General features: G+C 68.1%; 19 protein-coding genes. 5 read left to right on the top strand and 14 right to left on the bottom strand.

Features of this window, described 5'->3' with window-relative positions; genetic code table 11:
- Positions 1-43: 43 nt before the first annotated feature.
- On the bottom strand, positions 44-430 hold the full coding sequence (locus tag GVY39_RS05270; protein ID WP_195069577.1) for a VOC family protein: 387 nt from the start codon (positions 428-430) through the stop codon (positions 44-46).
- Positions 430-726: a helix-turn-helix transcriptional regulator gene (locus tag GVY39_RS05265; RefSeq protein ID WP_159920606.1), complete on the bottom strand. Its 297-nt coding sequence runs from the start codon at positions 724-726 to the stop codon at positions 430-432. The genes GVY39_RS05270 and GVY39_RS05265 overlap by 1 nt, the downstream gene beginning before the upstream one ends.
- A gap of 163 nt (positions 727-889) precedes the next feature.
- Here GVY39_RS05265 and GVY39_RS05260 point away from each other — a divergent pair, with 163 nt between their 5' ends.
- Together GVY39_RS05260 and hpf are read left to right on the top strand one after the other, a co-directional pair.
- Positions 890-1,534 carry a ComF family protein gene (locus tag GVY39_RS05260; protein ID WP_201295149.1) on the top strand — a complete coding sequence of 215 codons (645 nt, stop codon included), beginning with the start codon at positions 890-892 and terminating at the stop codon, positions 1,532-1,534.
- 182 nt (positions 1,535-1,716) lie between these two features.
- Positions 1,717-2,448, top strand: coding sequence for a ribosome hibernation-promoting factor, HPF/YfiA family (gene hpf / locus GVY39_RS05255; protein WP_370523772.1), 732 nt, complete (start codon positions 1,717-1,719; stop codon positions 2,446-2,448).
- Positions 2,449-2,611: 163 nt separating this feature from the next.
- On the opposite strand, the gene GVY39_RS05250 is transcribed toward hpf, so the two are convergent.
- The 3 genes from GVY39_RS05250 to GVY39_RS05240 are packed head-to-tail and all read right to left on the bottom strand — an operon-like array spanning position 2,612 to position 4,333.
- Positions 2,612-3,136, bottom strand: coding sequence for a hypothetical protein (locus GVY39_RS05250; protein WP_159920610.1), 525 nt, complete (start codon positions 3,134-3,136; stop codon positions 2,612-2,614).
- A 47-nt stretch (positions 3,137-3,183) separates the two neighbouring features.
- On the bottom strand, positions 3,184-3,621 hold the full coding sequence (locus GVY39_RS05245; protein WP_159920612.1) for a hypothetical protein: 438 nt from the start codon (positions 3,619-3,621) through the stop codon (positions 3,184-3,186).
- Between the two features lie 10 nt (positions 3,622-3,631).
- Complete coding sequence (locus tag GVY39_RS05240; RefSeq protein ID WP_159920614.1) at positions 3,632-4,333, bottom strand: helix-turn-helix transcriptional regulator; 702 nt, start codon at positions 4,331-4,333, stop codon at positions 3,632-3,634.
- 307 nt (positions 4,334-4,640) lie between these two features.
- Here GVY39_RS05240 and GVY39_RS05235 point away from each other — a divergent pair, with 307 nt between their 5' ends.
- Positions 4,641-5,933: an acetyl-CoA C-acyltransferase gene (locus GVY39_RS05235; RefSeq protein WP_159920616.1), complete on the top strand. Its 1,293-nt coding sequence runs from the start codon at positions 4,641-4,643 to the stop codon at positions 5,931-5,933.
- 64 nt (positions 5,934-5,997) lie between these two features.
- Here GVY39_RS05235 and GVY39_RS05230 read toward each other — a convergent pair whose 3' ends face one another.
- From GVY39_RS05230 to GVY39_RS05200, 7 genes are all read right to left on the bottom strand, one after another.
- The gene (locus GVY39_RS05230; RefSeq protein WP_159920618.1) at positions 5,998-6,168 is read right to left on the bottom strand and encodes a hypothetical protein; all 171 of its coding nucleotides are present in this window, start codon (positions 6,166-6,168) and stop codon (positions 5,998-6,000) included.
- 145 nt (positions 6,169-6,313) lie between these two features.
- Complete coding sequence (bluB, locus tag GVY39_RS05225; RefSeq protein ID WP_201295161.1) at positions 6,314-6,934, bottom strand: 5,6-dimethylbenzimidazole synthase; 621 nt, start codon at positions 6,932-6,934, stop codon at positions 6,314-6,316.
- Between the two features lie 115 nt (positions 6,935-7,049).
- Positions 7,050-8,306: a fatty acid desaturase gene (locus GVY39_RS05220; protein ID WP_159920622.1), complete on the bottom strand. Its 1,257-nt coding sequence runs from the start codon at positions 8,304-8,306 to the stop codon at positions 7,050-7,052.
- A 99-nt stretch (positions 8,307-8,405) separates the two neighbouring features.
- Complete coding sequence (locus tag GVY39_RS05215; RefSeq protein ID WP_159920624.1) at positions 8,406-9,842, bottom strand: fatty acid desaturase; 1,437 nt, start codon at positions 9,840-9,842, stop codon at positions 8,406-8,408.
- A gap of 45 nt (positions 9,843-9,887) precedes the next feature.
- A complete protein-coding gene (locus GVY39_RS05210; RefSeq protein ID WP_159920626.1) occupies positions 9,888-11,045 on the bottom strand; it encodes a ferredoxin reductase in 1,158 nt (385 codons plus the stop codon).
- A 124-nt stretch (positions 11,046-11,169) separates the two neighbouring features.
- Entirely contained in the window at positions 11,170-11,709 is a 540-nt protein-coding gene (locus GVY39_RS05205; RefSeq protein ID WP_201295162.1) for a hypothetical protein, read from the bottom strand.
- 40 nt (positions 11,710-11,749) lie between these two features.
- The gene (locus GVY39_RS05200) at positions 11,750-13,168 is read right to left on the bottom strand and encodes a wax ester/triacylglycerol synthase family O-acyltransferase (protein ID WP_159920629.1); all 1,419 of its coding nucleotides are present in this window, start codon (positions 13,166-13,168) and stop codon (positions 11,750-11,752) included.
- A 953-nt stretch (positions 13,169-14,121) separates the two neighbouring features.
- On the opposite strand from GVY39_RS05200, the gene secA reads away from it, so the two are divergent.
- Positions 14,122-16,986 (top strand): preprotein translocase subunit SecA, encoded by a 2,865-nt coding sequence (gene secA, locus GVY39_RS05195; protein WP_159920631.1) that lies wholly within the window; start codon positions 14,122-14,124, stop codon positions 16,984-16,986.
- A 115-nt stretch (positions 16,987-17,101) separates the two neighbouring features.
- Positions 17,102-17,479, top strand: a complete 378-nt coding sequence (locus GVY39_RS05190; RefSeq protein ID WP_159920633.1) for a nuclear transport factor 2 family protein — start codon at positions 17,102-17,104, stop codon at positions 17,477-17,479.
- Positions 17,480-17,485: 6 nt separating this feature from the next.
- Here the strand turns inward: GVY39_RS05190 and rsgA are convergent, their stop codons facing one another.
- Complete coding sequence (gene rsgA, locus GVY39_RS05185) at positions 17,486-18,367, bottom strand: ribosome small subunit-dependent GTPase A (RefSeq protein ID WP_195069498.1); 882 nt, start codon at positions 18,365-18,367, stop codon at positions 17,486-17,488.
- Positions 18,368-18,483: 116 nt separating this feature from the next.
- On the bottom strand, positions 18,484-19,776 hold the full coding sequence (gene aroA / locus GVY39_RS05180) for a 3-phosphoshikimate 1-carboxyvinyltransferase (protein ID WP_159920635.1): 1,293 nt from the start codon (positions 19,774-19,776) through the stop codon (positions 18,484-18,486).
- Positions 19,777-19,793 lie beyond the last annotated feature (17 nt).

Below are 19,793 nucleotides of genomic sequence, written 5' to 3'. Positions count from 1 at the left end.
CACGCGCAGGCGGCGTCGAACCAACTGGTCCGATGGCGACCGACTACTTCATGGCGGCGATCTGGATCAGGTTGCCGCAGGTGTCGTCGAAGACGGCTGTGACCACCGGTCCCAAATCCGTCGCGTCCTGCGTGAATTCGACGCCCACCCCTTTGAGCCGCTCGACCTCGGCGTACACGTCCTCGACGGCGAACTGCGTGAACGGGATGCCGTCGGTGACCAGTGCCTTCTTGAACGGGCCTGCCGCGGGATGGCCGTCCGGCTCCAGCAGCAGCTCCACGCCGTCCGGGTCGGCGGGGGAGACCACGGTGAGCCAGCGGGCCTCGCCCGCGGGCACGTCGGTCTTCTTGATGAACCCCAGCTTCTCGGTGTAGAAGGCAAGCGCCTTGGCTTGGTCGTCGACGAACACGCTGGTGATGTTGATGCGGATCACGGGTTTGGTTCCTCTCGGTCGATGGGCCACCGCTCGACGATCGAGCGCAGCGGGCTCGTGTCGATGTGGTGGAACTTGTACCGGCCCTGCCGCCGGGTGTGCACCAGGCCGGCCTGTTCGAGCACCGCGAGGTGCTGCGAGATGGCTTGGCGCGAGGAGGCCAGGCCGTGCTTCATGGTCAGCCGACCGCAGATCTCGAACAGCGTCTGACCGTCCTTGTCGGTCAGCTCGTCCAGGATGATGCGTCGCGTCGCGTCGCCGATGGCCTTGAACAGGGCGGGGTCTGCCTCCACGGACCTAGTTATATGCAAGTCGCCACTTGCCTGTCAAGAGTGGGAGACCGCGGCCGCACCGCCGGAGTGGCGCAAACAGTTCCGCGGCAACGAAACCGGCGTTCTGCCGCGATCGCCGTAGCGGTCGAGCGAACTTGTCGGCCGGTGGACGCACACTCGGTTGATGCGAACCCTGCTCGATCTGGTGCTGCCCGCCGCCTGTGCGGGTTGCGGACGTCCTGGAGCCGGTTGGTGCGCCGAATGCGCACTCGCTCTGGCCGGTCCGCCGGTGCGGGTGTGGCCGCGCACCGACCCGGGCGTCCCGTGCTGGGCGCTCGGGCCGTACGCGGGTCCAGCGCGCCGCGCGGTGCTCGCCGTCAAGGAGCGAGGACGGCGGGATCTGGCGGAACCACTCGGAGTGGGGCTCGCGGGAGCGCTCGCCGAGCTGCGCTCGCCACGTCTTCCGCTGGTCCTGGTGCCCGCGCCGAGCAGGGGGGTGGCGGCGCGGCGCAGAGGCGGCGATCCGGTGCTGCGTGCGGCCTCGGTAGCTGTGCGATGGCTGCCGAACAGCCGGATGTTGCCCTTGTTGCGAGTGCGGCGCGGAGTGCGTGATTCGGTGGGCTTGACACCCGCACAGCGGACTCGCAACCTGGCTGGGCGGGTGACCACGATTCCCGGTCGCGCCGCCGACTGGGGAGTACCGGCCGATGCCGAGGTAGTGCTGGTCGACGACGTGCTGACCACCGGTGCGACGGCCCGCGAGTCGATGCTCGCGCTCGAGCGGGCAGGGTTGCCGACACATGGCGTTCTCGTTACGTGTGCTGCTTGACTCCGGGAAATTTGCGTGAACACTGGCGATCAGCCCGTTGGCGGACTAGCGTCGCGGACACACACCCGAACCGCAAGTTTGGAGGTGGCGCCTCGGACAACTCGTGCCGGGTAATTGTCGCTCGGCACTGCTCATCCCGCCGCACTGGAATCGGTCGGTGCGGCCAGATCCGGGAGGTACGCGTGACGACTTCTTCACGACCTTCAGTGAATGATCCCGCTACTTCGGTGCTGGATTCCGGCACCCAGGAAGCATCAGAGCAACCCGCAGCGGAACGACCACGGGCGCCACGCGGCGACATCGTGGTGAAAGGCCGCAACGTCGAGGTGCCCGACCACTTTCGTGTTTACGTCGCGGAAAAACTCTCCCGATTAGAACGCTTCGATCCGTCGATCTTCCTGTTCGACGTGGAGCTGTTCCACGAGCGCAACCGTCGGCAGCGCAAGAACTGCCAGCGCGTCGAAATCACCGCGCGCGGAAAGGGTCCCGTCGTGCGGGCCGAGGCCTGCGCGGACAGTTTCTATGCCGCCTTCGAATCGGTGACCGCGAAGATGGAGAGCCGGTTGCGCCGCACCAAGGATCGGCGCAAGGTGCATTACGGCGACAAGACGCCGGTCTCCGTCGCCCAGGCTACAGCCGCCCTGGTGGACGACTCCCTGTTCGAGCGGCTCGGGGAGTCCGGCGCCGCGCACGCGCACCCGGAGGAAGCCCCGGAGCCGGACTACGAAGCGGGTCCAGGTCATATCGTGCGCACGAAGGTGCACGCGGCGACTCCGATGTCCGTCGACGACGCCCTCTATCAGATGGAGCTCGTCGGCCACGACTTCTTCCTGTTCCACGACAAGGAGACCGACCGGCCCTCGGTGGTCTACCGCCGTCACGCCTTCGACTACGGTCTGATCCGTCTGGCCTGACGTAAACGAACCGCACTGCTCGTCTCCACTTCTCCGGGCATTCAGCTCACCGGCTGGATGCCCGGAGATCTGCGTCGAACGGCCCCGTGGCCATCGGCGTGCCGGCGCGACCAGCAGCCGCCGATCCGAGCCGAAATCCCGACGGCGCCGGGAATCGGCGACGTCACCGCCGCCGGTCGCGGAAGAACGTGCGGTGCAGCAGTGAGTCGCGGCGCGGCGGACGCATGGCGTGCAGCATCACCATGTCGGCGAAGGTCTCCGCGTCGCGCTCGCGGATGGTGCCGTAGTCGGTGCGGCCGAGCACGTGGGCGATCGACTCGGGCGAGATCGAGGGCAGCAGGTCGGCCACGGCGGCCACGGTCGGTGTGCTCGAGGACGGGTCACCGGGTTCGGACTGTTCCGGGCCGTGTCCGAGCAGCATGTGGCCGAGTTCGTGCGCGATGATGTGCTCGGCGTGCCATTCGGTGGTGTCGGCGCCGTAGACGATGACGTCGCTGTCCTGTTTCGCGATCCACAGGCCGCTGCCCGTGCCGCATCCGGTGCCCGCGAGCAGCGCGGTATCGATCGGCAACAGGCTGATGCTGCGGCCACGGTAGGCCGCGATGTCGTCGAGATAGGTCTGCAAATCCCATGGGTGGGGTATCGGGAGGTCCCGGGTCAAGCTCCGGAACCGGGCCTGGATGGCCATGCGATCGGTCTCCTACAAAAGCTCGGTGGCCCATGTAGGGAAGCATGCTACCGACTCGGCGGCATCGACCTTCCCGTGCTCCGGATGATGTCGGCCAGTATCGACCGATCGATGTTGGACCCGCGCAGCGCGATGCTGGCGACGTTCGCATCCCGCATGGTGGCGAGCAATTCGAGTTCCCGGTCGATCGCGTTCGCGGCGGGTCCACTGGTCAGCAGGTAATCGGCGGCCACGCCGAAGCCGTGCGCCACCGCGGCCAGGATCTCGACATCGACTGACGCCGCGGCGTTCTCGTCGTCGAACGCGCCGTCGCGCAGACGGGTCAGGTAGTCGGCGGGCACCGTGCGGCCGAGGAATTCGCTGACCTGCGCGGCGACGGATTCGGTGCTGCGCTCCGGCGCGGATCGCGGATGCACCACGGCGAACAGCCGATTGATCTTGTGACTCAATGCCGGGGCCGTGCCGTGCGGTCCGTCGTCGATCATTCCTGCCCCTTCACTCACCGCTTCGTGGCGCTGTCGTCGCCACGTTGGCCGCTAGCCAGCGTGCGCGGAATCGGGCTTCGGTCGCTGCATCGATATCCTCCGATCGACCGGCCAGCCAGCGGCGGTACCGGCGTTCCTGTAGCTCGCCGGAATCGCTCACCTCCGCGGGAACCGCGAGCAGATGCGCGAAGGCCATTTCCACCAGCGGGTGCAATTGCCTGCCAGGTCCGCCGTTGCGTTCGAGCATGGCGGTCGCGTACCGCGCGGACAGTTTGGAGACCACCCGGTTGAGTTCCGCGATCGCGGAGACCACCTGCGGGTCGGCGGTGCGACCGTTCTCGACGGCATCGGTGAGCCGCCCCGATGCCGCGAGAAGGCCGGTGAGGTCGGAGATCTCGAACCGGATCGCGTCCGGCCCGGCCACCACCGAGTCACCCGCGCCGCGTTCGCCGTTCGCGGGTTCGTCGGCGGCGGGGACGCCTCCCGCATAGGTGCGTGCGGCGCTGCCCGGAAGCCATCGCAGCGGGGCGTCGAGTTTGTTCAGCGTCTGCATGCTGATCGTCGCCTCGCCGTCTTCGATCTTCCGGATGGTCGGCGCCGAAGGTCCCCCGAGGTCGCCGATCTGTAGCTGGGTGAGGCCGAGCTCGTCCCGGCGTTCTTTGATGATTCGCCCGAATCTCTTCTGCCGCGACAGCTCCGAAGGGCTATGCATAGTGGGTTCATGGTAAGTCGCCGATAGCTCGGAGGCAAATGAATAGAAACTATTTGAAAACTGCGTCGAAAGTTTGTTACCGTTCTTTGCGTCGGATGGCAGCGGAGTCATGCGGTGGTTCCGGAGCGCGCAGGGGCGTCCGCCGGGACGGGCGTCTCCGGTCTGCCGCGCAACGGCGCGTGGCAGACCGGATCAGCGGCGGTGGAGGGGATCGTCGCTGGTCGGGTTCACCGTCGGCGAAGGGGGTCGACGGTGAACCTTACTTTGCAGTAAGTTTGGTGGTCCGAAGCTTTCGAAAGGAAATCGCATGGCCACCAGAGCTGCTCGCCGTGCTGTGATCGTGTCCGGTGCCCGAACGCCGTTCCTGCGAGCGTTCACCGGATACACCACCATGGACTCCATCGCGCTGGCCGACGCCGCGGTGCGCGGCTTGCTGGAGCGTACGGGGCTGCCCGGCGCGCAAGTGGAGGCGATCGTGTGGGGCGGCGTCATCCTGCCGAGCGCGGCGCCCAACATCGCGCGGGAGATCGCGCTGGACCTGCGGTTGGACCCGGGCTGTGAGGGCTACACGGTGACCAGGGCCTGCGCCTCGGGTCTGCAGGCGGTCACCTCGGCCGTGGCCGCCATCGAGCGGGGCGAATACGACGTCATGATCGCGGGCGGCAGTGATTCCACTTCGAACGCCGAGGTGAAGCTGCCACAGAAGGTCGTGCACGCGGCAGCGCCGCTGGCACTGGGCAAGCCGAAGCCGAAGGACTACCTGTCCGCGGTCGCGCGCCTCGCGCCGTTCACCGACCTGCTGCCGAGCCGTCCCAGGATCGCCGAGCGCACCACCGGCGAGGTGATGGGGGAGTCGGCCGAGAAGATGGCGCGCATCCACGGCGTGAGCCGCGCCGATCAGGACGAGTTCGCCGCCCGCTCGCACCACCGCGCGGCGGCTGCCATCGAGTCGGGCCGATTCGACGACGAGGTGCTGCGAGTCCGCACGCCCGAAGAGGAGGACATCGCGCGCGACGGTCTGGTGCGCGCCGACACCAGCGTCGCGAAACTAGCCGCTCTGAAACCGGTTTTCGCCGCCGACGGCAGCGTGACCGCAGGCAACGCCAGCCCGCTCACCGACGGGGCCGCCGCGGTGCTGCTGATGAGCGAGGAGAAAGCGCATGCTCTCGGCTACCGGCCCCTGGCGGCGTTCCGGTCGTGGAGCTACGTGAGCGTCGATCCGGCCGATCAAGTGCTGATCGGCCCCGCCATCTCGATGCCGCGCGCGCTGGAGAAGGCCGGAATGTCGCTGGGCGACGCCGATCTCGTCGATATCCACGAGGCCTTCGCAGCCCAGACCTTGGCAGTGCTGACCGCGCTCGCCAGCGACGAGTGGGCCAAGACCCGGCTCGATCGCGACACCGCCGTCGGCGAAGTGGACGTCGACAAACTGAACGTGCACGGAGGCTCGATCTCGCTCGGTCACCCGTTCGGCGCCACCGGTGCGCGCATGGTGACCAGCATGGCCAACGAGCTGGCGCGCACGGGCAAGAGCACGGCGTTGCTGGGTATCTGCGCCGCGGGCGGTATCGGCGCGTCGGCGGTGCTCGAACGCGTCTGACGCGGTGCCCCGCCGACCGGCTCCGAGTTCCGCGTCGGTCGGCGGGTCGCTACCGGCGGCGGCCTCAGGCCTTGCCCGTGGCGCCCCGCCGCTTGCGTCCCTCGTCGGCGATCAGCCGAAGACAGGTCTGGTGCTTGGTCTCGCCGGGGATGCCCTCCCGACGCAGGCGCAACATCGCCTGTGCCAGATCGATGCCCAGCTCGCTCGACAGCCGAACAGCATCGACATTGGCCATTGCACAAACCTCCTGGAACCGACGAACTAACGATCAAGCGCACTGCGTGCGAAGCAGTTTCGCCCTTGTCGTACCCGATCGGCATTCGATTGAACCATGAACGATCCACACATTTGGGTAACGATGCGCGGCCGGGCGAAGGAATTCAGCCGCGATAGGTTTCGCGGTGCACCGCGTCGGTCAACGGTCTCCCGGCGCGCCAGCCGAAGCGCTCGAGGTCTGGGACGCGCTGGAATTCGTGCACCGGCCCGACGCACAGCCAAGCGACCGGGCGGACGCCCTCCGGGAGGTCGATCAGGTCGGCCAGGAACCCGGGATCGTAGAACGACACCCAGCCGACGCCGATGCCTTCGGCGGTGGCGGCCAGCCACAGGTTCTGGATGGCGAGAACCGCGGAATAGATGCCGGTTTCGGGCACCGTGGCCCGGCCCAGTACCTGCGGCCCGCCGCGATCGTGGTCGTAGCAGACCACGATTCCGGTGCCGCTCTCGAGAATGCCCTCGATCTTGATCGGCTCGAAGGTCGCGGCACGCTCGGCTGGCAGCGCGTCCCGGAACTCGACGCGTTTGCCTGCCACGTGGTCGGCGAACTTGCGCAGTGTCACCGATTCGCGGACCACCACGAAATCCCACGGCTGCGAATTCCCTACGCTGGGCGCCCGATGCGCGGCCTCCAGCAGCCGCCACAGTGTCGCATCGTCCACGAGTTCACCGGTGAACTCCGCGCGGACGTCGCGGCGGCGCCGGATGGCCTCGTAGACGCTCAGAACCTCAGCATGCACCGCCCGAGTCAATCAAACCCGGCGAGTCCACCGCGCACGGCGTCGGCGTCCGCGTTCCGATGTCCGTCGGCCCGGATCGCGAGATCCGAGCCGACGAGACTCAGCGGGCGGCGGGGGCGCTGCGCCGGGCGAGCCGCCGGCGTCCCTGGGCGAGCGCGGTGCGCAGACCGCGGCGCCGACCGGTCACCGGATCGATCGTGGCGGCGGTGCGGCCGCCGAACCTGCGTTCCGACGCGGTTTCGGGAGCATCGTCGGGGGTGGCCCGCAGGTACTTGTTCGGCAGCGCCAGCTTGAGGATGGTGCGCCACGCCTTGAAGTACTGCACCGGCAGCGAACCGGTGGTGTAGGGCAGGTCGTACTTGTCGGCCAGCTCGCGCACTCGCACCGCGATATCGGCGTACCGGTTGCTGGGCAGATCGGGGAACAGATGATGTTCGATCTGGTGGCTCAGGTTGCCGGTCATGAAGTGCATGACCGGGCCGCCGGAGATGTTGGCGCTGCCCAGCATCTGGCGCAGGTACCACTGGCCCTTGGTCTCGCCGTCGATATCGTCCCTGGTGAATTTCTCCGCGCCGTCCGGGAAATGCCCGCAGAAGATCACCGCGTTGGACCAGACGTTGCGGACCGCGTTGGCGGCCAGGTTGGCCGTCAGCGTGGAGAAGAACGCGGGGCCGGTGAGCGCGGGGAAGACCACGTAGTCCTTCAGGACCTGCTTGCCCATCTTGGTGAGCGCCTCGCTGCGCTTGCGCTCGAACTCGGCCCGCTCAGGGGAGCCCGGCTTGTACCGGCCCGCCGCCAATTTGCCCAGCTCCAAGTGCTGGATGGCAACGCCGTACTCGAAGAACAGCTGCAACACCAGGTTGTAGACCGGGTTGCCCAGGTTGAACGGCTTCCAGCGCTGGTCGCGCGTCACCCGCAGCAGGCCGTAGCCGATGTCGTCGTCCATGCCGAGCACGTTGGTGTACTTGTGGTGCAGGTAGTTGTGGGTGTGCTTCCAGTGCTTGGCCGCGCCGGTGTTGTCCCATTCCCATGAGCTGGAGTGGATTTCCGGATCGTTCATCCAGTCCCACTGCCCGTGCATGACGTTGTGCCCGATCTCCATGTTCTCGATGATCTTGGCCGTACCGAGCAGGGCGATGCCTGCCAGCCACGCGGCGCGCACCGGGCTGGCGAACAGCACCGCACGGCCGCTGATCTCGAGGACTCGCTGCAAGCGGATGACATTGCGGATGTACTTCGCGTCGCGCTCGCCGCGCGAGGCCTCGATTTCTCGCCGGATCGCATCGAATTCCGCGCCGAGCGCTTCCACGTCGGCCTCGGTGAGGTGGGCGTATTCCTTGACATCCGAGATCGCCATATGGGTTACCTTACCGTAAGTTACGAGAGCGTAGGTTACGAAGTTCACCGCGTGGCTGTGTCAAATACCCTATTGCGACTGGAGATGTGGGCTGGTAGTTTACCGTGCCTTTCGGCGGAAGCTGAAACGCCTGTCACGCATCGCCTTCTCGCGCAGCGCCGCTTGTTCGTGCCGGGCTCGCTCCTGAAGCGCGACCTTGGCGCCCCGCAGTACCTCTCGCTCGTGTTCGGCCTTCTCCTTCAGCGCCGCCTTGGCCTCACGCAGCATCTCCTTCTCCTGTCGCGCCTTGTCCTGCAGCACGACCTTCGCCTCGTGCAGCGCCGAACGCAGGCCCCGCCGCTTGCCGGTCTCCGGATCGACGCGCAGCCAATGCGTGGACTCCGTGCCGAGCGTCGGCAGCGTGATACCGGCGAACTTGCGTTCCGACGAGGTCTCCGGCGCGTTGTCGGCGGTCGCCTTGAGGAACCGGTCCGGCAGTGCCAGCTTGTGGATGGTGCGGAAGGCGAGCAGATACTGCTTGGCCAGCGACCCGGTGGTGTAGGGCAGGTCGTACTTGTCGCACAGCTCGCGCACCCGCACCGCGATCTCCGGGTACCGGTTGCTCGGCAGATCGGGGAACAGATGATGCTCGATCTGGTAGCAGAGGTTGCCGCTCATGAACGCCATGGCGGGCCCCGCCTTGAAGTTCGCGCTGCCGAGCATCTGGCGCAGGTACCACTCGCCGCTGGTCTCGTTCTCGAGCTGCTCGACGGTGAACTTCTCCGCGCCGTCGGGGAAATGACCGCAGAAGATCACCGCGTACGCCCACAGGTTGCGGACCAGATTCGCCGTCGCGTTCGCCTTCAAGGTCTGCTTGAACGCCGGACCGGTGAGCGCGGGATAGAACAGGAAGTCCTTGGCCACCTGACGGCGGATCTTGCGGCCGAACGCCACATTCGGCTCCGACATCAGCTGCCAGGGCGGGGTGCCCGCCAGCTCCTTCTCGATGCTCCAGTCGTGCAGGGCGATGCCCCACTCGAAGGTCGCGGCGAGCAGCAGGTTCGCCAGCGGTTGCACCAAATGGATCGGCCGCCACGGCTCGTCGCGGGTCATACGGAGGATACCGAAGCCGAGATCCTCGTCCTTGCCCAGGACATTGGTGTAGGTGTGGTGGGAATAGTTGTGCGCGCGGCGCCACTGCGCGGAAGGGCCGGTCATGTCCCACTCCCACGATGTGGAGTGGATCTCCGGGTCGTTCATCCAGTCCCATTGCCCGTGGCTGACATTGTGCCCGAGCTCCATGTTCTCGATGATCTTGGCGACCGAGAGCAGCGCGGTGCCGGTCAACCAGGCCCAGCGGTTACGGCTGCCGAACAGCACGGCGCGGCCCGCTACTTCGAGGCCGCGTTGCGCCGCGATCGCGCGCCGGATGTACTTGGCATCACGCTCGCCACGGGACAGCTCCACCGAACGCCGGATGGAATCGAGTTCCTGCCCCAGCGTCTCGATATCGGTCGTGGTGAGGTGGGCAAACGCCTTGATGTCGGTGATGGCCACCGGGGTCCTTTCCCTACTCGATTCACATCGAGGGTACCTGCCGGACTACACGTCCAGGGTGCAGTCGCCCGCCGCTACCGAGATGCAGGTCTGCACTTTGTCGCCTTCCCGGTGCTCCTCGCCGTTGCGCAGATCGCGCACGTGGCCGGAACTCAAGGTGACGACGCAGGTCTGGCAGATGCCCATCCGGCAGCCGAACGGCATCTGCACCCCGGCGGACTCGCCGGCTTCGAGCAGGCTGGTCGCACCGTCCGCCTCGACGGTGCGGCCGGTCTTGCCGAAGGTGACCGTGCCGCCCTCGCCGACCGCCGAGCGCTCGATCTCGAAACGTTCCACGTGCAGCCGGTCCGACAGGCCCGCCTCGCGCCAGTGGTTCTCGATCTCGTCGAGCATCGCGGCCGGTCCGCACGCCCAGGTGTCGCGTTCGCGCCAATCCGGGAACTCGGTGTCGAGATCGGCGAGAACGAACTTGCCCTGCTCGGCGGTGAGACGCAGGCGGGTGTCGAAGCCCGGGTTGCGCTCGTGCAGTTCGTGCAGCTCCGCACCGAACATCACGTCGTCGGCGGTGCGCGCCGAGTGCAGGTGCGCCACGTCCGTGAACGACTCGCGGCGGTCCATCGCGCGCAGCATGGACATCACGGGTGTGATGCCGCTGCCCGCGGTGAGGAACAGCACCTTCTCCGGCGGCGGGTACGGCAACACGAACCCGCCCTGTGGCGCGGCGAGCCGGACGACGGTGCCGACCGGCACGCCGCCGACCAGGTGGCTGGACAGGAAGCCTTCGGGCATGGCCTTCACGGCGATGGAGATCAGCCGCTTACCGCCGTGGCCGGGCACGGACCAATCCGGCGGACAGGTCAGCGAGTACGAGCGCCAGTGCCAGCGTCCGTCGACCAGGAGGCCGATGCCGATGTACTGGCCGGGCAGGTATTTGAAGTCGAAACCCCACCCCGGCTGGATCACCAGCGTCGCGGCGTCGGCGGTCTCCTTGCGTACCTCCACGATGCGTCCGCGCAGCTCGCGGGCCGACCACAACGGGTTGGCCAGATGCAAGTAGTCGTCCGGCAGCAACGGCGTGGTCACTCGCGCCACGGCGCCGCGCAACACGTTCAACTTGCCGCCGCGCTCGGCGACGCTCGCGGCGGGCGCCTCCAGCCACGCACGGACGCCTCGCACGGAGAAGCTCCCTATTTTCGAACCCATCGCTGCCGTTGGTCTCCCTGTCGTCGGATGCGCAAGGCCGCCGTCTCCCCGATCGGATGCCTCGCCGCAAGGTTACGGCATCGTAGGTTATGGCGGGGGACGAGTCCGCGCACGGCGGCGCGGGTCAGAGCAGTTCGAGCAGGAACGGCAATTCCTGTGCGGCGTACCAGGCCAGTTGATGATCTTCGGCGTCCCCGAGCACGAACTCGGCGTCGGTGTCGCCGAGATCGGCCGCGTCGACCACATCGACGGCCTTGGCCACCTGCGGTTCGGCGTCGGCCAGATCGACGTGCACAGAGGCGATCTGCTGGTAGCCGATCGGACCCGTCAGCCGGACCACCGCGTCGTCGAGGTCGGGTCGCAATTTCGCGCCGGTCACGTCGGCGGCGATCACCGCGCGGCGGTACACCGGCCCGCCGCCGGTGACCGGCGCGGCCTCGTCGGGGTCGGGGTCCGAGTCGGGGTCGGAGTCCTCCGACGACCCGATCGCCTCGCGTTCGGCGGCGAGCAGTCGCAGCGAGGCGCGGGCGGCCTCGTTCATGGCGACCTCGCCGAGCTCTTCCTCGTCACCGGAGGCGTAGGCCTCGCGCAGCGCGGGCGTCACCGCGAAGGCGGTCCCGCTGACCGGCGTCAGTTCCCTGCGCTCGACCAGCTCGCGCAGCATCGGCACCGTAGCCGGGATGTAGACCCGCAGCTTCTTCTGATCAGACGCAGGCACCGAGCATCTCCTCCATGGAATCGCGCACCGCCGTGGCGAGCACGCCGATGTCGGCCATCGCGTCGCGGTCGGCGTTGAGCCCGTAGAACACGCGCCCGTCGTAGGACGTGATCCCGATACTCGACGCTTGATTGCGCAGCAGTGGCGACACCGGGTACATCTCCAGCATCCGCGCGCCGCCGATGTACATCGGCGCTTGCGGACCCGGCGCGTTGGTGATCACCAGATTGAACGTGTGTTCTGCGAAGGTACTCGCCGCGCGCACACTCATCGCGTGCAGGCTGGCCGGAGCGAATCCGGCCAGGTGCACGAGGGTACGCGCGCGGACGCCGCGCCGCTGCCGCCCGTTGGATTCGGTGGCGTGCGCGATGTGCGATAGCCGCATCACCGGATTCGGCTCGCCGACCGGCAGATCGATCAGGAACGAGGACACCTCGCTCGCCGATTGCGCCTGGCCGTCGGTCCCCTCGACATACACCGACATCGGCACCACCGCCCGCAGCGTGGTCGACTCGCTGAGCGCTTCGCCGCGCGACAGCAGCCAGTTGCGCAGGGCGCCGGTGACCACCGCGAGGATCGCGTCGTTGATCGAACAGCCGAAACGCTTGCGGATCGTGCGGTAGTCGGCCAAGTCGGTGCGCACCACGGCGAAGCGCCGATTGCGCGAAGTGCGGGTGTTCAGCGGGCTGTCGGGTGCGCCGGTCGCGGCGGTGCGCACGGCGGCGACCACCGACTCCACCGCCTTGCCCGCCGTTCCGAGCACCGCGAACGCGTTGGCGCTCGCGTCGCGGGCCACTTCCAGCGCCCGGCGCGGCTGCGCGGCGAGCTGGCCCAGCGCGCTCACCAGCAGTTCCACTTCGCCGGGTTCGCGTGGCGCGATCCAGTCGTCGCCCGCGAACTCGCGTGGCGCCGGCCCGGCGTCGAGGATCACGTGACCGATCTCGAGTGCGGTGTCCCCGTCCACCAGCGCGGAATGGGTCTTTGTGAAGATCGCGCAGCGGCCCTCGGACAGCCGTTCGATCAGGTACATCTCCCACAGCGGCCGGGCCGGGTCCAAGGGGTGGGAGGCGAGCCGGGCGACCAGGTCGTGTAGTTGTTCGTCGGTGCCCGGACCGGGCAGCGCCGAGCGCCGGATGTGATAGGTGATGTCGAACCGGCTGTCCTCGACCCAGACCGGCCGCCCCAGCGACAGCGGGATCTCCCGCACTTTGCGCCGGTACCTCGGCACCAGCGCGAGCCTGCTCTCGACCAGGTCGATCAGCCGGTCGTAGTCCAGGATCGGCAGGCCGGAGCCGTCGCCCGATTCGGTGTTCTGCACGATCGCGAGAGAGCCGATGTGGATCGGATTGCTGCTCGACTCGAGCCGGTAGAACGCCGTGTCCTGCGGCGTCAGTCTCGTGATCACGCTGCCCGGTACTCCTTTTCCCGATGCCGCCCCCGCTTATTGTGCTGCCGCACCAACCGTTACCCCGGCCTTTGCGGCATTTTCCGACGAATTCGACGCACCACCCGAACCCCGAGGCCGCGACACGCCGCCCCTACGAGCTCGGCAACCTCGATTCGATCACAGCGCGAACCGCGATGCACGGCCGCAGCGTCCGGCCGCCCACGTGTCGAAGCATCACCGCGCCACGCTGCCGGACCCGGGCGGGTAGTCGCGCATGTGACGAAGTCGCCAGCGGCTCCGCCGGCGACCCTCCCTTCGCGACGAGTCGAGCGCCGAGTAGCGCGGGGACCACATACGACCCGTTTCGACCCGGCCACCGGTTCAGCGTGAGGTGAAGCACTACCGTTGTGCTCGGTCCGCGTCCGGGCCGCGTGCCGTGCATGTGCCGAGGTCACTACGGGCCACGTTGGACCTGCCACCTACGTGTTCAGCATCTTCAGGTGGTGCCGTACCCACTGCGAGACCACGGAGGCCCGCCACCGGTTCGGCGTGAGATGATGCATCAAGTTGGGCTGGCCCGTGCGCGGGCGATAGTCCCACATGTGACCAAGTCGCTACTGCTCCCGCTGGAGCTGCCACCTGGCGTGTCGAGCATTTTCAGGTGGTGCCGTGCCCACTTTGCGTGACCACACAGGCCCGACCACCGGTTTCGAGCGAAGCGAGACCGAGCATTGTCCGTTCGCGGCCCGGCTCGCGTCCGAGTGGCCGCCGCGTCCGCGACGAAGTCGCCAGCGGCGGTCGCGCGGACGCGAGCCACCAGGGGGCCGCGAACACGCAGCGCCGCAGGCGCTGCAAATCAGACAGAGCATTACCATGAAGCATGCAGCGGATTCCGCGCAACCGCGTGGGCCCGCACCGGCCCGGGGGCCGACGACAGATTTGACACACCGACCAGAGGACTGACGAGACCCGTGCCTGCGCTGACACTGACGAGGTTGCTTCGGATTGGTGAGGGTCGCATAGTCAAGCGGCTCTCGAATTTCGCCGACCAGGTCCTCGCCCTCGAGCCGGATTACGAGGACCTCAGCGACGCCGAGTTGCGGGCCAAGACCGACGAGTTCCGCGAGCGTTACGCCGAGATGGTCGAAGAGGGCGAGAGCGATCCGCTCGGCCAGCTGATGGCCGAGGCGTTCGCGGTCGCGCGGGAGGCGTCCTGGCGGGTGCTCAGCCAGAAGCACTACAAGGTGCAGGTCATGGGTGGCGCCGCGCTGCACACCGGCAATATCGCCGAGATGAAGACCGGTGAGGGCAAGACCCTCACCTGTGTGCTGCCGGCCTACCTGAACGCGATCAGCGGTGATGGTGTGCACGTCGTCACGGTGAACGACTACCTGGCCAAGCGTGACGCCGAGTGGATGGGCCGCGTGCACCGCTTCCTCGGTCTCGAGGTCGGCGTGATCCTGTCCGGCATGAGTCCCGCGCAGCGGCGGGTGGCCTACAACGCCGACATCACCTACGGCACGAACAACGAGTTCGGCTTCGACTATCTGCGCGACAACATGACCCACTCGCTGGACGACCTGGTGCAGCGCGGGCACAACTTCGCCATCGTCGACGAGGTCGACTCCATCCTGATCGACGAGGCCCGCACCCCGCTGATCATCTCCGGCCCGGCGGATGCCTCGTCGAAGTGGTACGCCGAGTTCGCGCGCATCGCGCCGCTGCTGAAGAAGGATCTCCACTACGAGGTCGACATCAAGAAGCGCACCATCGGCGTGCACGAGGCGGGCGTGGAGTTCGTCGAGGATCAGCTCGGCATCGACAATCTTTACGAGGCCGCGAACTCGCCGCTGGTGAGCTACCTGAACAACGCCATCAAGGCCAAGGAGCTCTACACCCGCGACAAGGACTACATCGTCCGCGACGGCGAGGTGATCATCGTCGACGAGTTCACCGGCCGCATCCTGGTCGGCCGCCGCTACAACGAGGGCATGCACCAGGCGATCGAGGCCAAGGAGGGGGTGGAGATCCAGCCGGAGAACCAGACCCTGGCCACGATCACGCTGCAGAACTACTTCCGCCTCTACGACAAGCTGTCGGGCATGACCGGCACCGCCGAGACCGAGGCCGCCGAACTGCACCAGATCTACAACCTCGGCGTGGTCCCGATCCCGACGAACAAGCCGATGATCCGGGCCGACCAGTCCGACTTGATCTACAAGACCGAGGAGGCCAAGTTCTCCGCAGTGGTCGACGACGTCACCGAGCGGCACGAGCGGGGGCAGCCGGTGCTGATCGGCACGACCAGCGTCGAGCGTTCGGAGTACCTGTCCAAGCAGTTCACCAAGCGCGGTATTCCGCACAACGTCCTGAACGCGAAGTTCCACGAGAAGGAAGCCGAGATCATCGCCGAGGCCGGCCGGCCGGGCGCGGTGACCGTCGCGACGAACATGGCGGGCCGCGGTACCGACATCGTGCTCGGCGGCAACCCCGACATCATCGCCGATATCCTGCTGCGCAAGCAGGGTTTCGACCCGGTGGAGACGCCGGAGGAGTACGAGCGCGCCTGGCTGCCCACGCTCGATCAGGTCAAGGCCCAGACCGCCGAGGACGCCGACGCGGTGCGTGACGCGGGCGGCCTCTACGTGCTCGGCACCGAGCGGCACGAGTCGCGTCGCATCGACAACCAGCTGCGCGGCCGCTCCGGTCGTCAGGGTGACCCGGGCGAGTCCCGCTTCTACCTGTCGCTGGGCGACGAGCTGATGCGGCGGTTCAACGGCGCCGCGCTGGAAGCGATCATGACGCGGCTGAACCTGCCCGACGACGTGCCGATCGAGGCGAAGATGGTGTCCAAGGCCATCAAGAGCGCGCAGACGCAGGTCGAGCAGCAGAACTTCGAGATCCGCAAGAACGTCCTCAAGTACGACGAGGTGATGAACCAGCAGCGCACCGTCATCTACGGCGAGCGCAACCGGATCCTGCGCGGTGAGGACATGGAGGGCCAGGTCCAGGAGATGATCACCGACGTGATCACCGCCTACGTGGACGGCGCCACCGCCGAGGGCTACGTCGAGGACTGGGATCTGGACAAGCTGTGGTCGGCGCTGAAGACGTTGTACCCGGTGAGCCTGGACTACCGGGACCTGACCGGCGAGACCGAGGTCGGCGAGGCGGGCGAGCTGACGCGCGAGGAGCTGCTCGAAGCGCTGCTGGACGACGCGCACGACGCCTACGCGCGGCGCGAGTCCGAGATCGATGGCCTCGCGGGCGAGGGCAGCATGCGCAATCTGGAGCGGCAGGTGCTGCTGTCGGTGCTCGACCGCAAGTGGCGCGAGCATCTCTACGAGATGGACTATCTCAAGGAGGGCATCGGCCTGCGCGCGATGGCGCAGCGCGACCCGCTGGTGGAGTACCAGCGCGAGGGCTTCGACATGTTCACCGCGATGCTCGACGGTCTCAAGGAGGAGTCGGTCGGCTTCCTGTTCAACCTGCAGGTCGAGGTGCAGCAGCCGCAGCCGGAAGGCGTCGCCGTCAGCCCCGGTCTGCGTTCCCCGGTCGGTACGGGGGCCGCGCCGCGTCCCCTTCCCACCGAGGAGGCTCCCGTCGCGAACGGGCACGGTGCGCCCGCGGCTCTGCGCGCGCGGGGCATCGATGACACCGCCCCGCGTGGTTTCAGCTACTCCGGCCCCGACGAGGGCGGCCGGGCCGCGGTGCACAGCGACGCCGAGGAGTACGGCGCCGACGGTGGTCCGCAGCCCACCCGCCGTGAGCGCCGCGAGACGGCCCGGGCGGAGGCGAAGGGCCGGCGCGGCCCGAAGTCCCGCCGCCGCCACTGATCCGCTGAACCGCGAAGGCGCTCAGGGTTTTCCTGGGCGCCTTCGTCGTGTTCGGACAGCCGGCAGCCGCGCCGAACTCGCACATCAGCCGGGTGAACCGGAGTATCTTCCTGGCGTGGACCGCGCAGCTGTCGAAGCATGGGTCGCCGGATACGAGCGAGCCTGGCGGTCGGCGGGCACGCGGCAGCTCGCCGACTTGTTCACCGCGGACGCCGGGTACCTCGTCTCGCCGTGGGCCCAGCCACTGACCGGTCTCGGCGCGCTCGCGGACTTCTGGGAAGCCGGCCGGGACGGGCCCGGCGAGCCGTTCACCATGCGATCGACGATCGTCGCGGTGGAGGGGGACACCGCGGTGGTCCGGGTGGAGGTGGAATATGCGCGAGACACGCCGGCACGGTGGCGAGACCTGTGGATCCTGCGCTTCGACGATGCGGGCCGCTGCGAGTGGTTCGAAGAATGGCCGTTCGCGCCCGGACAGCCGGACGGGCACTGATCCGGGCTACCAGGAATCGTTGGAGTTCAGGGCGACGAGCAGGCGGCGAATGGCGGCCACCCGGTGTTCCTTGCCGGTGATCTGGTCCAACGCGCACTCGGGGTCGGCGGGCGGACCGAGATGGGTACAGCCGCGCGGACAGTCCTCGATGGCTTCGGCGAGATCGGTGAAAGCGGCGATGACGTCGTCCGGGGTGATGTGGGCCAAGCCGAACGAGCGCACGCCCGGTGTGTCGACGACCCAGCCGCCGCCCGGCAGCGGCAGCGCGACCGACTGGGTGGAGGTGTGCTTGCCCTTGCCCACCCCGGAGACCTCGCCCACCGCCCGCTCCGCATCCGGCACGAGACGATTGACCAGCGTGGATTTACCGACGCCGGAGTGGCCGATCAACGCGGTGAGGTGATCGGTGAGCAGATCCAGCACCGGATCGAGCGGGTCATCGATGCCGCCGTAGACGATGGTGAGGTCGAGATCCTCGAAGGCGGCGGCGAATTCGGATTCGGCGGCCAGATCGTGCTTGGTCAGGCACAGAACCGGTTGCAGCCCACCGGCATACGCGGCGACCATGGCGCGCTCCACGAAGCCGGTGCGCGGGGGCGGATCGGCGAGCGCGACCACGATGAAGAGTCGTTCCGCGTTGCCGACGACGATTCGCTCGAACGGATCGGTGTCGTCGGCGGTGCGGCGCAACACCGTTCGGCGGTCGGTGACCCGAACGATGCGGGCCAGGCTGTCCGGTCGCCCGGACAGGTCGCCGACCACATCCACCCGGTCGCCGACCACGATCGGGGTGCGGCCCAGCTCCCGCGCCCGCATCGCGACGATCCGGCGTTCCGGATCGCCGCCGAGGACACACCCCCAGCGGCCCCGGTCGACCGCGACCACCATGGCCGACTCGGCGTCGCTGTGCTGCGGCCGGGTCTTGGTGCGGGGACGGGAACTACGCCCCGGACGAACCCGGACGTCGGATTCGTCGTAGCTGGCCGTGGATCGTCGCCCCTTCGTCAGCGCGCCGCTCCTTCGTCGGATAGCGCGGGTTCGAGCATCCGCTCCCACAGGGCGACGAAGTTCGGCAGGGTCTTGGCCGTGGTCCCGATGTCCTCGATCTCGATGCCGGGTACCCGGAGGCCGAGAATGGCTCCGGCCGTGGCCATCCGGTGGTCGGCGTAGGAATGCCACTTGCCGCCGTGCAGTTCGGTGGGCACGATCTCCAGTCCGTCCTCCGTCTCGGTCACCTTGCCGCCGAGACGGTTGATCTCGGTGGACAGCGCGGCCAGCCGGTCGGTCTCGTGCCCGCGCAGGTGGGAGATGCCCCGCAGCACGGAGGGGGAGTCGGCCAGCGCGGCCAGCGCGGCGACGGTGGGGGTCAGCTCGCCCACGTCGTGCAGGTCGATGTCGATGCCCGCCAAGCGGTCGGGGCCGTGCACGGTGAGTACGCCGTCGAAGATGCGCGCTTCCGCGCCCATCCGCACCAGGATCTCGCGGATCACGTCACCAGGCTGGGTGGTCAGCCGCGGCCAGTGCGGGATGCTGACCTCGCCGCCCGTGATCGCGGCCGCGGCCAGGAACGGGGTGGCGTTGGACAGGTCCGGCTCGATCTCCCAGTCCACCGCGCGAATCGGGCCGGGCTCGACGGTCCAGGTCTGTGCTGTGAAGCTGTCCGCGGGCGCCTGCACCCGCACGTCGGCGCGGCGCAGCATCTCCACGGTCATCTCGATGTGCGGCATCGAGGGCAGCGCCTTGCCGTCGTGGCGCACCACCAGGCCCTCGTCGAAGCGCGCGGCCGACAGCAGCAGGCCGGAGACGAACTGCGAGGAGCCGGAGGCGTCGATCGTCACGCTGCCGCCGCGCAGCGCGCCCGTGCCGTGCACGGTGAACGGCAGCGCGTCGCCGTCGATATCGGCGCCGAGCGCGCGAAGTGCGTCCAGGATGGTGCGCAGCGGGCGGATCCTGGCCTGTTCGTCCCCGTCGAAGGCGACCTCGCCTGCCGCGAGCGCGGCGACCGGCGGCAGGAAGCGCATCACCGTGCCCGCGAGCCCGCAGTCGACCGTGCCGCCGCCCAGCGGCGCCGGGGTGACGGTCAACGTGTCGCCTTCGCCCTCGATGTTCGCGCCGAGCGCGCACAGCGCCGCGATCATCAGGTCGGTGTCCCGGCTGCGCAGCGCGCCGGTGATCGTGGAAGGGCCGTCGGCCAGGGCAGCCAGGATGAGTGCCCGGTTGGTGATCGATTTCGACCCGGGCAGGGTCACGGTCGCGTGTACGGGGACTTCGACATGGGGCGCTGGCCAGAAGTTCACTCGTCCATCATCACACG

The organism is Nocardia sp. CY15, from assembly GCF_009829295.1.
GTDB classification, from domain to species: Bacteria; Actinomycetota; Actinomycetes; order Mycobacteriales; family Mycobacteriaceae; genus Nocardia; species Nocardia sputi.
This window is presented reverse-complemented; position numbering and strand designations above follow the sequence as displayed.

Excerpts from the sequence above, each read along its gene's own strand:
- GVY39_RS05260 (WP_201295149.1), top strand. The coding sequence starts at position 890 with ATGCGAACCCTGCTCGATCTGGTGCTGCCCGCCGCCTGTGCGGGTTGC.
- GVY39_RS05250 (WP_159920610.1), bottom strand. The coding sequence starts at position 3,136 with ATGGCCATCCAGGCCCGGTTCCGGAGCTTGACCCGGGACCTCCCGATA.
- GVY39_RS05245 (WP_159920612.1), bottom strand. The coding sequence starts at position 3,621 with ATGATCGACGACGGACCGCACGGCACGGCCCCGGCATTGAGTCACAAG.
- GVY39_RS05240 (WP_159920614.1), bottom strand. The coding sequence starts at position 4,333 with ATGCATAGCCCTTCGGAGCTGTCGCGGCAGAAGAGATTCGGGCGAATC.
- GVY39_RS05235 (WP_159920616.1), top strand. The coding sequence starts at position 4,641 with ATGGCCACCAGAGCTGCTCGCCGTGCTGTGATCGTGTCCGGTGCCCGA.
- GVY39_RS05230 (WP_159920618.1), bottom strand. The coding sequence starts at position 6,168 with ATGGCCAATGTCGATGCTGTTCGGCTGTCGAGCGAGCTGGGCATCGAT.
- GVY39_RS05220 (WP_159920622.1), bottom strand. The coding sequence starts at position 8,306 with ATGGCGATCTCGGATGTCAAGGAATACGCCCACCTCACCGAGGCCGAC.
- GVY39_RS05210 (WP_159920626.1), bottom strand. The coding sequence starts at position 11,045 with ATGGGTTCGAAAATAGGGAGCTTCTCCGTGCGAGGCGTCCGTGCGTGG.
- GVY39_RS05205 (WP_201295162.1), bottom strand. The coding sequence starts at position 11,709 with ATGCTGCGCGAGCTGGTCGAGCGCAGGGAACTGACGCCGGTCAGCGGG.
- rsgA (WP_195069498.1), bottom strand. The coding sequence starts at position 18,367 with ATGGTGGTCGCGGTCGACCGGGGCCGCTGGGGGTGTGTCCTCGGCGGC.